This is a genomic window from Clavibacter sp. B3I6 (assembly GCF_030816895.1).
Lineage (GTDB): Bacteria > Actinomycetota > Actinomycetes > Actinomycetales > Microbacteriaceae > Clavibacter.
In genome coordinates, this window is sequence record NZ_JAUSYL010000001.1 from 1,250,342 (window position 1) to 1,262,830 (window position 12,489).

The following is a 12,489-nucleotide window of genomic DNA, read 5'->3' on the forward strand; positions in this document are numbered from 1 at the left end:
CCGGCCGGCCGGGCGTGGCGCGGAGCTATCGCGGGGCGTCCGGGCGGGGGCCTTGGGAGAGCCCGCCGTCCGCGTCCCAGGTGGGAGCGGCGTCCTGCTCCTCCTCCGTCGGCTCCTCGGCGAGGCGGGCGCGCTCCTCGAGCTCGTGGTGCGTCCAGCGGCGCAGCTGCAGCACGCAGAGGACGACGACCGCGGCGAACGGGATCGCGAGGTACCAGTAGCCGGTCGCGGCGGCGGCGAGCGCGCCGATGCCGCAGAGCTTGGCGAGCCCCGGCAGGATGGCGCGTCCGGTCTCGTGCTCCATGTGTCTCCTCGTCGTCTCGGCGTCCGCGGTCCCGCCGGCGCGGGATCCTGCATTGCCTCCCCCGACCCTACGGATCGCGGCGGCGGTCGGCCTCCCCCGCCGCCTGCCGCATCCCCCGGCGTGACCGTCCCGCGCGGACGCACCCGCGACCCCCGCCCCCGTTTTCCCAGCGGACTCCCCGCGGGCGTAGGCTCGTACGGCCATCACGAGTGGCCCCCTCGACTCCGCCGCACCCGGCGCCCGCGCCCGACCGGCGCGCCCGCCTCTCCGCGCGCCCCTGCCGCTCACGCCGCATCAGCCGAAAGCCGTCTCCCGCACCATGTCCTCCACCCGCGCGGCCAGCGCCGCCGTCCCGTCCACCGCCACCCCGCCCGCCGGGAACTCGCGCTCGCGCGTCATCATCGCGAGCCTCATCGGCACGTCGATCGAGTTCTACGACTTCTACGTCTACGCGACCGCGGCGGTGCTCGTCTTCCCCGCCCTCTTCTTCGCGAACGACGACCCGACGGTCGCGCAGCTCGCGTCCTTCGCGGTGTTCGGCGTCGCGTTCATCGCCCGGCCCATCGGATCCATCGTCTTCGGCCACTTCGGCGACCGCATCGGCCGGAAGGGCACGCTCGTCGCGTCGCTGCTCACGATGGGCGTCGCGACCGTCCTGATCGGCTGCCTGCCCACCGCGCTCACGCCCGGCTGGGAGGTCGCGGCCCCCGCGCTCCTCGTGATCATGCGCTTCGGCCAGGGCCTCGGCCTCGGCGGCGAGTGGAGCGGCGCCGCCCTCCTCGCGACCGAGAACGCGCCCGCGGGCAAGCGCGCCATCTACGGCACGTTCCCGCAGCTCGGCGCGCCCATCGGCTTCATCGTCGCCAACGGCGTGTTCCTCGCGCTCAGCCTCGGCCTCAGCCCGGAGCAGTTCCAGTCGTGGGGCTGGCGCGTGCCGTTCCTCGCGAGCGCCGTGCTCGTGATCGTCGGCCTCTACGTCCGCCTCAAGCTCATCGAGACGCCGGCCTTCCAGAAGGTCGTGGACGCGGGCGAGGTCGCCAAGCTGCCCGTCGCGCGCGTGTTCGTCTCGAGCTGGCGCCCGCTGATCCTCGGCACGTTCATCATGCTGGCGACCTACACGCTCTTCTACCTCATGACGACGTTCACGCTCACCTACGGCACCACGGCGCGCGACGCCGCCGCCGCCGAGGCCGCCGCGACCGCCGCCGGCAAGCCCTTCAACCCGGACACCTTCGCCGCGGGCCTCGGCTACGCGCGGAACGACTTCCTGCTCATGCTGATCGTCGGCGTCGTCTTCTTCGGCATCTTCACGATGGTCTCGGGTCCGCTGGCCGAGAGGTACGGCCGCCGCAAGATGCTCATCGCGACCACCGTCGGGATCCTGCTCTTCGGCCTGCTCTTCGTGCCGCTGTTCTCGGCCGGGTTCGTCGGCACGATGGCGCTGCTCATCATCGGGTTCACCCTGATGGGCCTCACCTTCGGCCCGATGGGCGCCGTGCTGCCGGAGCTCTTCCCGACGAACGTGCGCTACACGGGGTCCGCGATCAGCTACAACGTCGCGAGCATCCTCGGCGCGGCCGTCGCGCCCTTCATCGCCGTGGCCCTGTGGCAGCTGCTCGACGGGAACGTGTTCCTCGTGGGCGTCTACCTGAGCGCGATGGCGGCGATCACCCTGGTCGCGCTGATCATCAGCCGCGAGACGCGCGACGCGGACTACGCGGGGAACGTCAGCTGATCCCCTGCCCCACCTGATCGGCCCCGGCCGATCCCCCGGCCGCTCGTCGCGCGATGCGACGGGCGGCCGTCCGCATGCGGGCGCGCAGCGGTCGGACCCGGCTCACCACGCCCGGCGGATCCTCTCCGCCCGCGCGCGCATCGCGGCGGACCGCCCGTGCACCAGGAGGCCGACGCCGAGCGCCGCCGACGCCGCGACGACCAGCCCGGGGAACACGAGGAGCGGGAGGATCAGCGACGACCCGCCGTCGCCCGCCGCGAGCATCCCGATCACCGGCACGAGGAGCAGGTACGCACCCCAGGACAGGCCGAGCACCAGGAGCGGCACCCGGGCCGGCGGCTCGAGCAGCCTCCGCCGGAAGACGAGCAGCGCCAGGACCACGACGGCGGTGCCCTGCACCGCATCGAGCGCCGTGCTGAGCGCGGCGACCCCGGGCGGCACGATCCCGTCCGCCGACGCCGACGGGGCGACGAGCGTCCGCCACCCCGCGACCGCCGCGGTCGCGACCGCGGCGACGAGCGCGGCGGCCCCGGCCGCGCGTGACGCCCGGAGGAGGCCCGGCTCGCCGCGCATCCCGCAGGCGAGCACGACGGCGGCCACCAGCACGAGGAGCACCTGCGCCAGGTCGACCAGCGGCCCCTGCAGCACGAGGGTCGACTCGATGTCCGGCGTCGGCTGGATGCGGATGCCGCGGAGCACGGCCGGGTCGAGGAGCACAGTGCCCACGACGGCGAGGCCCGCGACCAGCGTCGTCGTGCGTGATCCGCTCATGGCCGTCGCGCGCATCGCGCCTCCCCCGTCGCCGTCGATGGTCCGACCGTAGCCGCGCGGCGGTGCGGGCGACAGGGCGCGCCCCCGTTGCGTTCCGGGGGTCGCCCGCGGGACCGCCGCGTCGCTATCGTCGCTGACATGCAGCCGTCCTCCCCGCCACGGGTCCTCGCGGTCGCGCGCGACGACGCCCACCGCTTCTCGAAGCCCGTCCGCACGTCGATCACGCTCCTCGCCGGCCTCGGGGTCGAGGGCGACGCGCACCTCGGCACCACGGTCCAGCACCTGTCCCGGAAGCGCCGCGACCCGGACGCGCCGAACCTGCGCCAGGTGCACCTCGTGCACGCCGAGCTGCACGAGGAGCTGGCCGGCAAGGGCTACGCGGTGGCCCCCGGCGACCTCGGCGAGAACGTCACGACCGCGGGCGTCCCCCTCCTCGACCTGCCCACGGGCACCCGCCTCCACCTGGGCGACGACGCCGTGGTGGAGCTGACGGGCCTCCGCAACCCCTGCATCCAGATCGACGTGCTCGGCGCGGGCGCGATGAAGGCTGTCCTCGACCGCGACGCCGACGGGAACGTCGTGCGGAAGTCCGGCGTGATGGGCGTCGTGATCACCGGCGGCGAGGTCCGCCCCGACGACGCCGTGCGCGTGGAGCTGCCGCAGGGCGAGCACCTGGCGCTGCAGCCGGTCTGATCGGGGCGGCATGCGGATCCTCGCGGCGGCCCTCGCCGGCATCGGCGCGCTCACCCTCGCGGTCGCGCTCGGCGCCGTGATGGGCGGGATCGCGGGCGAGGAGCCGTCCGGGATCGCGGTCGCGTGGTGGTTCAGCGCGGCCGGGGCCGCTCTCGTGCTGGCGGGGCTCGGCGTGGAGCTCGTCCGCCGCCGCGGCCTCCGCCGCTAGGAGGCGACGAAGCGCCCGGCGCGCCCCGAGGGGTCACGCCGGGCGCCGGGTGGTGCGGGTGGATCAGCGGCGGACGGTGCCGTCCGTCGTGCCATCGCCGTCCACGTCGATCTCCTCGTGGCGGACGTCCTCGGACACGGTGCGCTCGTCGGTCACCGTCTCGGTGCCGAGCTTGACGCGCTCGACGGGGACGGTCTCCTTGTCGACGACGGGACGCTCCTCGGTGAGGGTCACCTCGTGCTCCTCCTCGGAGAGGTCGGGGCCGGAGGTCGCCGCGCCGACGTTGCCCTCGGTGATGGGCTCGCGCTCGAGCCGCACCTCCTCGTGGCTCACGGGGACGGTCACGGTCTGCTGCTCGGTGACGACGTGCTTGCGGAGGCGCGCACGGCCGGTCTCGACGCGCTCGGTGCCCACGTGGAGCTGCTCCTCGGAGCGGGTCATGGCGTCATCCGTCGTGGGGCCCGAGGTGTCGTGGCCGACGACGCCGTCGGCGTCGCGGTCACGGTCGAGGCCCGAGCGGTCGTCCTGGTCGACGAAGCCGGCGGTGCCGGAGCCGGTGCCGGTGCCCGACGTCGTCGTGGACGCGGATCCGCCGCCGAGGCCGTAGTAGGAGTAGAGGCTGTCCTCCTCCTCCTCGCTGAGGGCGCCGTCGGCGTCCACGCGCGGGGCGTCCTTGACCTTCGCCTTGTCGTAGCCGACCGTGAGGGACTCGCGGTCCCAGGTGGCCTCCTGGAGCGGGACGAAGGACTCGGACGTGCCGAAGAGACCCGTCTTGACGGTCGCCCAGAGGGGCTTCTCGGTGTCCGGGTCGACGTAGACCTGGCCGACGGTGCCGATCTTGTCGCCGTCCGTGTCGTGCACGGTGGCGCCGACGATGCTGCCGATGTCGCGGGAGTCGATCACGATGTTCTCTCTTCCTGTGGTGGTGTCCGCCGGGGGTGGCGGTCGTTCCTTCTATCGGGTGCGCCGGGTGGCGCGGTGCGGCGGGGTCGTGCCCCGCCGGGTCGGTGGGGCGGTCAGCGACCGAGTCCGGCGCGGTCAACGCGGCGGTGGAAGCGCATGCCGGCGAGTCCGCCGAGGATGGCGCCGACGAGCGCGACGACCGCGACGAGGATCGCGGTGATGATGCTCGCGATGCCGAGGTCGCCCTCGTCGACCGGGATGCGCGGGAAGCCGTTAAGGTTACCGAGCACGTTGAACTGCGAGCCGGCGACCGCGGTCAGCACGGCCACGACGATCGCGATGACGATCGCCCACAGCCACACGGCGAAGCCCTGCTTGGCGCCGTCGAAGCGGGCCATGCGGCCCGCGACGTATCCGCCGCAGTAGTAGGCGATGAGGATCACGACGAGCACGGCGATGGCGCCGGCCCAGCCGATGGTGTCCGCGCTCTGCTGCGCGTCGGCGGCTGCCTGGCCGGCGTCGCCGCCGTTCGCGCCGAGGCCGATCGCGGCGCCCGTCGCGGCGACGAGCGCCGTGAGGATCACGGCGGTGCCGGTCGCGGCGAGCCAGCCGAAGAACGCGGAGCCGAACTTGATGCCGCCGAAGCGCTCCTTCTCGCGGGCGACCACGTCGTGCCGCAGGGAGGTGCTCTCGCCGGCCGGTACGGCCGCGGTGTCGCGGTCGTCGCGCGGGGTGTCGCGCGGGGTGTCCGAGGTGCTCATGGTGGGGCCTTCCGTGACGTCTGCATCGGGTCGGAGGTGCCCGTCCCGGTGTCCTTCGGACGCTACGCGCACACGATCCCTTTGAGCGCTAACTATCCGTTTCCGCATGGGATGCGCGTCCCGGGTGTTGCAAATCGGCCCGTCGTGCGTGGATCGCCACGAGACGCAACGATCGGCCGCGCCTCAGCAGGCAGACTCGGACGCGTCGGCCGACGAGCCGCGCGGACAGGACGGGACGGGGACGGACATGGGCGACCTGGTGGGCGTGCTCGGGATCGGGCGGATGGGCCTCGGCGTCGCCGCGCGCCTGCGGGAGCGCGGGTTCGCCGTCGAGGTGCACGACGTCGACGGTGCCGCGCGGGACCGCGCCGCCGCCGTCGGGCTCCCGGTGGCCGCCGACGCGGCCGCCCTCGCCGCCGGGTGCGACGTGCTCGTGACCGTGCTCCCCGGGCCCCCCGAGTGCCGGGACGCGCTGTCGGGGCCGGGCGGCGCGCTGGCGGCGATGCGCCCGGGCACCGCCTGGGTCGACCTCACGAGCGACGACCCCGCCGTCGTCGACGGCCTCGTCCGCGAGGCCGTCGCGCTCGGCGTCGCGGCGGTGGCGGCGCCCATGCGCGGAGGGCCCGCGGACGCCGGCCGCGGCACGCTGGGGTTCCACGTGGCCGGATCCGTCGCCGCCGTCGCCCGGGTCGGCCCGGTCCTCGAGGCGCTCGGCCACGACCACGCCACCCCTCGGATCGGCGACGATCCCGCGTCCGCCCACGTCGTGAAGCTGCTCGGGAACGCGCTGTGGTTCGGGCAGGTGGTGGCGGTGACGGAGGCGCTGCTGCTCGGGCGCTCGCTCGGCCTGGATCCGACGGCGCTGCGGTCCGCGCTCCTCACGGGCCCGGGCACGAGCGCGTTCCTCGAGCGGCACGCGCCCGCCCTGCTGGCGGGCGACCCGATGGCGGACTTCGGCATCGACCGCGTCGTGGAGGAGCTGGACGCCGTGACCCGCCTGGCCGCCGAGCGCGGCGTCCCCCACGAGCTCACCGCCCTGGTCGCGCGCCTGCACCGGGAGGCGCTCGACGCCCACGGACCGGTGGACGGGGAGCTCCTCGCGGGCCGCCTCCTCGAGGAGCGCGCGGGGCGACGGCTGCGCGACGGGGTCTGAGCCGCGGGCGCCGGGACCGGAGGGGCGGCGGGCGCCGCCACCGGAGGTATCCGGCACCCAGGAGTCAGTCGTCCGCCGGCTGCGCGCCCTGCCGCTGCACGACCACCGCGGCGGCGTCCGCGGCGACCACCAGGGCGGCCTCGCGGTCGGCGCCCGCGGCGAGCGCCGACGCCAGCGCGCCGCAGAACGCATCGCCGGCGCCGGTCGTGTCGACCACGCGGGAGACCCTCGACGCGGGGACCTCGACGTCGCCCCACATCGCGCCCTCGGCGCCCAGGGTGACGAGCAGGGACGCCGGTGCGGGGGTGCCCGACGCGCGGAGCAGCCCCGCCTCGTGCTCGTTGACGACCACCGGGTCGGCGAGCGCGAGCACGTCGTCCGGCAGCTCGGCGAAGGGGGCGAGGTTGAGCACGACGCGGGCGCCGGCGGCGTGCGCGCGGCGGACCCCGTCGGCGATCGCGTCGAGGGGCAGCTCGAGCGAGGCGAGCAGGACGTCGCCGGGTGCGAGCGCATCGAGCGGATCCAGGTGGGCCGCCTCCACGCGCGCGTTCGCGCCCGGCGCGACGATGATCGTGTTCTCGCCGTCGGCGTCCACCGCGATGATCGCGAGGCCCGTGGTCGCGCCCGCCACGGTCCGGAGGCCGGAGACGTCGATGCCGCGCGCCTCGAGGCGGGCGCGGTAGCCGGATCCGTCGGCGTCGTCGCCCACGGCCCCGACCATCGCGACCTCGCCGCCCGCGTCCGCCGCGGCGACCGCCTGGTTCGCGCCCTTGCCGCCCCAGAGCCGCTCGGGGTCGGATCCGATCAGGGTCTCCCCCGGCTGCGGGTGCCGCGCGACGCGCACCACCTGGTCGACGTTGAGCGATCCGAGCACCACGACGCGGCCCATGGGCACCTGCCTCCCCCGGCGCACGGCCGGCCGCGCCCGGGTGGCGCTCCCCGCCAGGGTACCGAGCGGATCCGGCCTCCCGGGCCGCCCGCGCGGCCCGACGGGGAGCCCGGCCGCACGCTCGTCGTCCTGGTCGCGACCGCCGTCAGTCGAGGAAGAGGACCCGCAGCCGCCGGGTCGTGAAGACCAGCCCGATCGCCGTCATCACCGCGAAGTAGAGCACGTGCCCGAGCACCGCGATCGAGATAGCCCCCGTCGTGAACCCGCGCACGAGCTCGACCGCGTGCCAGAGCGGCAGGGCCTGGATGACCGCCTGCGTCCACGCCGGGTAGACCGACAGCGGGTAGAAGGTCGCGGAGAACAGGAACATGGGCAGCATCACGAAGTTGATCCAGTCCATCTGCTGGAACGTCCTCATGTAGCTCGTGACGGCCATGCCGAAGCTCGCGAACGCCAGCGCGACGAGCACCACGGACGGCAGCGCGAGGATCGCCCACCACGACAGGTTGAGGCCGAGCAGCTGCATCACGACGAGGAAGCCCGACGAGTACACGACGCCGCGGAGGAGCGCCAGCGAGATCTCGCCGAACGCCACGTCGAGCGGGCCGAGCGAGGTCGCGAGCATCCCCTGGTACAGCTTCGAGTGGTTCATCTTGAAGAAGACGTTCCAGGTGGAGTCGTAGACGGCGCCGTTCATGGCGGAGACCGCGAGGAGCGCCGGCGCGATGTAGGCGGCGTACGGCACGGGCTGGCCGGTGCTCGTCGTCACGTCGCCCACGAGCGAGCCGAGGCCGATGCCCATCGCGAGGAGGTAGAAGACGGGCTCGAAGAACCCGGAGAGGACGACCGTCCAGTTGGTGCTGCGCGTCGCGAGGAGCCCGCGCGCGAGCACCGAGCGGGCGTTGCCGGCGTAGAGGGAGCGCGCGCCGCCGCTGCGACGGCGGACCGGGGCCCCCGTGGTGGATGCGCTCACTTCCGCAGCCTCCGCGTCGCGACCCGGCGGGCGAGGGTCCAGCCGACCGCGAGCCACAGCAGCAGGTACGCGACGTGCGCGACCGTCAGCCAGAGCGGCTCCTCGAGCCCGTACGTCGCGACGCGGCCGAGCTCGGTGCCGTGCCAGAGCGGCGAGATCCAGCCGATCCACTGCAGCCAGATCGGCAGCTGCGTGAGCGGGAAGAACGTGCCGGAGAACAGCGAGAGCGGCGTGAGGACGAAGCGCATGAGCATCGCGATCTGGCCGGTGTCCTGCTCGAGGGTGGCGACGTAGGCCATGACCATGACGCCGATCGCCATGCCCGTGAGCAGCGCGGCGAAGACGGCCAGGAACCCGGTCCCGAGCGGCACCGCGCCGAACAGCAGCATGAAGAGGAAGTAGGCGATGCAGGTCGGCGCCATGCGGATCGCCACGCCGATGACCTGGCCGTCGATGATCTGGCCCGGCGTGAGCGGCGACGCGTTCATCGCCTGGAACACGGGGTTCCACTTGAAGCCGCCGAAGATCGGGTAGGTGAACTCCTCGCTCGCGACCGTCATGGCGCTGGTCGCGAGGAGCGCCGGCGCGACGAACACCAGGAAGCTGATCCCGAGGGCCGCGTTCGCGTCCGTGCCGCGGTCCACGACCGAGGCGAGGCCCACGCCGAGCGCGTAGAGGTAGATGTACGGGCTGCCGATGGCGGTCGCGAGGGCGGTGCCGAGGTAGGCGCGGATCCCGAGGAGGCGGTGCTCGGCGGCGTACCAGGCGCCGAAGCGGCGGGGTCGCGCGCCGCCCGCGACGGCGGACCGCCGGGTGTCGAGGGCGCTCACTCGACCAGGCTCCGGCCGGTGAGGCGGAGGAAGACGTCCTCGAGGCTGGAGCGGCGGACGAGCGTCGTGATGGGCGTCAGGCCCTGCTCGAGGATCCGGCTCAGCACGGCCTCGCCGTCGGACGCGTAGACGAGCACGCGGTCGGGCAGCACCTCGACCCGGTCGCCGAGCCCCGCGATCTCGCGCGACGCCTCCTCGTTGCGGTCGGAGCCGAAGCGCACCTCGAGCACCTCGCGGCTGGAGTGGTCGCGGATGAGGGATGCGGGCGAGCCCTCGGCCATGATGCGGCCCTCGTCGACCACGATGATCCGGTCGCAGAGCTGCTCGGCCTCGTCCATGTAGTGCGTGGTGAGCACGAGCGTCGTGCCCTGCTCCTTGAGGCGGAACAGGCGGTCCCAGAGGATGTGGCGGGCCTGCGGGTCGAGGCCCGTCGTCGGCTCGTCGAGCAGCAGGATCCGCGGCTCGCTGATGAGGGCGCGCGCGATCGTGAGCCGCCGCTTCATGCCGCCGGAGAGGTCGTCGACCTTCGCGTTCGCGCGGTCGCTCAGCTGCGCGAACTCGAGCAGCTCGTCGGCGCGCGCCGCCACCTGCTTGCGCGGGAGGCCGAAGTAGCGGCCGTACACGATGAGGTTGTCGCGGGCCTTGAGCTCGAGGTCGAGGTTGTCGGCCTGCGGCACCACTCCCAGCTGCGAGCGGATCTCGGGGCCGTGCGTGTCGGGGTCGAGCCCGAGGATGTCGAGGGTGCCGCCGGTGCGCGAGGAGACCGCGCCGATCATGCGCATGGTCGTGGACTTGCCGGCGCCGTTCGGGCCGAGCAGCCCGAAGGACTCGCCGGGCGCGACCTCGAAGGAGAGGCCGTCGACGGCGACGTGGTCGCCGTACTTCTTCACGAGTCGGTCGGCGGTGATGACGGGGGTGGGCACGAGAAGCCAGCCTAGGGAGCGGGGCGGGTTTCCACCATGGGCGGAAATACGGCGTCGTGCGCGGCGGCAGGCGCCGGCCCGGCCCCGCGCGGCCCCCGGGTGCGAGCCCGCGGGGGCTCCCCGCCTCCGAGCGGATGCCCGGCAGGCGACGCGTAGAGTCCTCGTGGCGATGCGACGCGCCGCACCACCCGCCCCACCACCCGGGAGAACCCGCATGAGCACCGCCCGCCCCGACTCCCCCGCAGATCGCTCCCCCGCAGGTCGCTCCGACGGCGCCGCTCCCGCCGTCCCCACCGCGGCCGCCACCGCCGTCCCCACCGCGGCCGCCGTCCCCGCGGTGCCGACCGAGGCCGCGACCGCCGCGTCGCGCCCCCGCTCCCGCAACCCGTTCGCGCGCCGCGACGACGCCGCCGACGACGGCCCCCGCGCCCGGTTCTCGGAGCTGCTGCCGTACATCCTCGAGCAGCGCGGGCTGATGGCCTTCGTGGTCGTGCTCAGCGTGCTCGGCGCGGCCGCGAGCCTCGCCCAGCCGCTCCTCGTGCAGCGCGTGGTCGGCGTGGTGCAGGACGGCGGCGCGCTCGGCGCGCTCGTGTGGGCGCTGGTGGGCCTCGTCGTCGTGTCCGGGCTCCTCTCCGGCTACCAGCACTACCTCCTGCAGCGCATGGGCGAGGGCATCGTCCTGTCGTCGCGTCGTACGCTCGTGCGCCGGATCCTCCGCCTCCCCATCTCCGAGTTCGACACGCGCCGCACGGGCGACCTCGTCTCCCGCGTCGGCTCCGACACCACGCTCCTCCGCGCGGTCCTCACGCAGGGTCTCGTGGAGGCGATCGGCGGCGCGGTCACGTTCCTCGGCGCCATCGTCGCCATGTTCATCATCGATCCGGTGCTCCTCGGCCTCACCGTGCTGGTCGTCGCGGTGTCCGTCGTCGCGGTCGTGGGCCTCTCCGGCCGGATCCGCGTGGCCAGCCAGCGCGCGCAGCGCAAGGTCGGCGACCTGGCCGCGAGCGTCGAGCGGGCCATCGGCGCGATCCGCACCGTCCGCGCCAGCAACGCCACCGACCGCGAGATCCGCGCCATCGAGGCCGACGCCGAGGGCGCCTGGGAGATGGGGATCAAGGTCGCGAAGGCCTCGGCCGTCGTCGTGCCGATCGCGGGCATCGCGCTGCAGGCGTCGTTCCTCGTCGTGGTCGGCGTGGGCGGCTTCCGCGTCGCCTCGGGCGCCATCGCGGTCGGCGACCTGGTGGCGTTCATCCTGTTCCTCTTCCTCATGATCATGCCGCTCGGCCAGGCGTTCGGCGCCGTCACCGCGGTCAACCAGGCGCTCGGCGCGCTCGGGCGGATCCAGGAGATCGTGAAGCTGCCGGGTGAGACCGACGGCGACGCCGACCTCGCGGGCGGCCTGCAGGACGCCGGGCCCGTGGCCGAGGACCGCTCGGCGGCCGCCGCCGTCGAGCTCGTGGACGTGCGCTTCGCGTACCCGGCCGCTGCGGTGGCGGAGGTGTCCGATGGGTCCGCGCCCGCGCCCGCGTCGGCCGACGCCGTGGAGCCCCCGGCGGCCGACGACGCCCCCGGCGCCGACCGCACGGGCGGCGGCGTCCTCCAGGGCGTCAGCTTCCGCGCCGAGCGGGGCACGCGGATCGCGCTCGTCGGCCCGTCGGGTGCCGGCAAGAGCACGATCCTCGCCCTCATCGAGCGCTTCTACGACCCGACCTCGGGCGTCGTCCGCGTCGGCGGGCGCGACATCCGCACGCTGGACCGCGAGGACCTCCGCCGCCAGATCGGCTACGTCGAGCAGGACGCGCCCGTGCTCGCGGGCACGCTGCGCGACAACCTCACGCTCACGGCGTTCGACGCCAGCGACGAGGACTGCATCCAGGTGCTGCACGCCGTGAACCTCACCGAGGTGCTCGCGCGCAACGAGCTCGGCCTCGACGCGCCCGTCGGCGAGGACGGCATCATGCTCTCCGGCGGCGAGCGCCAGCGCCTCGCGATCGCGCGCACCCTGCTCTCCGCGCCCGCCGATCCTCCTGCTCGACGAGTCCACCTCGAGCCTCGACGGCCTCAACGAGCAGCTGCTCCGGAAGGCCATCGACGCCGTCGCCGAGCACCGCACGCTCATCGTCATCGCCCACCGGCTCTCGACCGTCGTCGACAGCGACCTCATCGTCGTCGTCGAGAAGGGCCGCGTCGTGGGCACGGGCACGCACGCGGAGCTCGTGGTGTCGACGCCGCTGTACCGCGACCTCGCGAAGCACCAGCTGCTCGTGTAGCGCGGGCCGGATGGGGCGGCGGATCCGCGGAGCGGATGCGGGGGCGCCGGCAGGTCCGGCTCGTCCGGCTCGTCCG

General features: G+C 74.3%; 12 protein-coding genes and 1 pseudogene. 5 read left to right on the plus strand and 8 right to left on the minus strand.

Translation table 11 applies throughout. The features are described 5' to 3' along the window. Positions 1-25 precede the first annotated feature (25 nt). Positions 26-304, minus strand: a complete 279-nt coding sequence (locus tag QFZ62_RS05880; protein WP_307502929.1) for a hypothetical protein — start codon at positions 302-304, stop codon at positions 26-28. Positions 305-623: 319 nt separating this feature from the next. On the opposite strand from QFZ62_RS05880, the gene QFZ62_RS05885 reads away from it, so the two are divergent. Further along, positions 624-2,039 (plus strand): MFS transporter, encoded by a 1,416-nt coding sequence (locus QFZ62_RS05885; RefSeq protein ID WP_307502932.1) that lies wholly within the window; start codon positions 624-626, stop codon positions 2,037-2,039. A 102-nt stretch (positions 2,040-2,141) separates the two neighbouring features. Here QFZ62_RS05885 and QFZ62_RS05890 read toward each other — a convergent pair whose 3' ends face one another. After that, positions 2,142-2,810 carry a hypothetical protein gene (locus tag QFZ62_RS05890; protein WP_307502935.1) on the minus strand — a complete coding sequence of 223 codons (669 nt, stop codon included), beginning with the start codon at positions 2,808-2,810 and terminating at the stop codon, positions 2,142-2,144. A 138-nt stretch (positions 2,811-2,948) separates the two neighbouring features. On the opposite strand from QFZ62_RS05890, the gene QFZ62_RS05895 reads away from it, so the two are divergent. Both QFZ62_RS05895 and QFZ62_RS05900 read left to right on the plus strand, forming a co-directional pair. Further along, entirely contained in the window at positions 2,949-3,503 is a 555-nt protein-coding gene (locus QFZ62_RS05895) for an MOSC domain-containing protein (RefSeq protein WP_307502937.1), read from the plus strand. 10 nt (positions 3,504-3,513) lie between these two features. After that, positions 3,514-3,711: a hypothetical protein gene (locus QFZ62_RS05900; RefSeq protein WP_307502940.1), complete on the plus strand. Its 198-nt coding sequence runs from the start codon at positions 3,514-3,516 to the stop codon at positions 3,709-3,711. 63 nt (positions 3,712-3,774) lie between these two features. Here QFZ62_RS05900 and QFZ62_RS05905 read toward each other — a convergent pair whose 3' ends face one another. Both QFZ62_RS05905 and QFZ62_RS05910 read right to left on the minus strand, forming a co-directional pair. Beyond that, positions 3,775-4,614: a PRC and DUF2382 domain-containing protein gene (locus tag QFZ62_RS05905; RefSeq protein ID WP_307502943.1), complete on the minus strand. Its 840-nt coding sequence runs from the start codon at positions 4,612-4,614 to the stop codon at positions 3,775-3,777. Between the two features lie 113 nt (positions 4,615-4,727). Next, complete coding sequence (locus QFZ62_RS05910; protein ID WP_307502945.1) at positions 4,728-5,375, minus strand: hypothetical protein; 648 nt, start codon at positions 5,373-5,375, stop codon at positions 4,728-4,730. Positions 5,376-5,622: 247 nt separating this feature from the next. Here QFZ62_RS05910 and QFZ62_RS05915 point away from each other — a divergent pair, with 247 nt between their 5' ends. After that, entirely contained in the window at positions 5,623-6,528 is a 906-nt protein-coding gene (locus QFZ62_RS05915; RefSeq protein ID WP_307502947.1) for an NAD(P)-dependent oxidoreductase, read from the plus strand. Between the two features lie 64 nt (positions 6,529-6,592). On the opposite strand, the gene QFZ62_RS05920 is transcribed toward QFZ62_RS05915, so the two are convergent. From QFZ62_RS05920 to QFZ62_RS05935, 4 genes are all read right to left on the minus strand, one after another. Continuing rightward, positions 6,593-7,417 (minus strand): ribokinase, encoded by an 825-nt coding sequence (locus QFZ62_RS05920; RefSeq protein ID WP_307502949.1) that lies wholly within the window; start codon positions 7,415-7,417, stop codon positions 6,593-6,595. Positions 7,418-7,562: 145 nt separating this feature from the next. Beyond that, on the minus strand, positions 7,563-8,390 hold the full coding sequence (locus tag QFZ62_RS05925; protein WP_307502952.1) for an ABC transporter permease: 828 nt from the start codon (positions 8,388-8,390) through the stop codon (positions 7,563-7,565). Beyond that, positions 8,387-9,220, minus strand: a complete 834-nt coding sequence (locus QFZ62_RS05930; protein ID WP_307502955.1) for an ABC transporter permease — start codon at positions 9,218-9,220, stop codon at positions 8,387-8,389. The genes QFZ62_RS05925 and QFZ62_RS05930 overlap by 4 nt, the downstream gene beginning before the upstream one ends. Continuing rightward, entirely contained in the window at positions 9,217-10,143 is a 927-nt protein-coding gene (locus QFZ62_RS05935) for an ABC transporter ATP-binding protein (protein WP_307502958.1), read from the minus strand. Before QFZ62_RS05935 ends, QFZ62_RS05930 begins: the two co-directional genes overlap by 4 nt. 337 nt (positions 10,144-10,480) lie before the next feature. Here QFZ62_RS05935 and QFZ62_RS05940 point away from each other — a divergent pair. Beyond that, positions 10,481-12,413, plus strand: a pseudogene (locus tag QFZ62_RS05940) (ABC transporter ATP-binding protein). The last annotated feature ends 76 nt before the right edge of the window (positions 12,414-12,489 follow it).

What these genes read in the sequence shown, in the direction of transcription:
- QFZ62_RS05880 (WP_307502929.1), bottom strand. Translation starts at nt 304, where the DNA reads ATGGAGCACGAGACCGGACGCGCCATCCTGCCGGGGCTCGCCAAGCTC.
- QFZ62_RS05885 (WP_307502932.1), top strand. Translation starts at nt 624, where the DNA reads ATGTCCTCCACCCGCGCGGCCAGCGCCGCCGTCCCGTCCACCGCCACC.
- QFZ62_RS05890 (WP_307502935.1), bottom strand. Translation starts at nt 2,810, where the DNA reads ATGAGCGGATCACGCACGACGACGCTGGTCGCGGGCCTCGCCGTCGTG.
- QFZ62_RS05895 (WP_307502937.1), top strand. Translation starts at nt 2,949, where the DNA reads ATGCAGCCGTCCTCCCCGCCACGGGTCCTCGCGGTCGCGCGCGACGAC.
- QFZ62_RS05900 (WP_307502940.1), top strand. Translation starts at nt 3,514, where the DNA reads ATGCGGATCCTCGCGGCGGCCCTCGCCGGCATCGGCGCGCTCACCCTC.
- QFZ62_RS05910 (WP_307502945.1), bottom strand. Translation starts at nt 5,375, where the DNA reads ATGAGCACCTCGGACACCCCGCGCGACACCCCGCGCGACGACCGCGAC.
- QFZ62_RS05915 (WP_307502947.1), top strand. Translation starts at nt 5,623, where the DNA reads ATGGGCGACCTGGTGGGCGTGCTCGGGATCGGGCGGATGGGCCTCGGC.
- QFZ62_RS05920 (WP_307502949.1), bottom strand. Translation starts at nt 7,417, where the DNA reads ATGGGCCGCGTCGTGGTGCTCGGATCGCTCAACGTCGACCAGGTGGTG.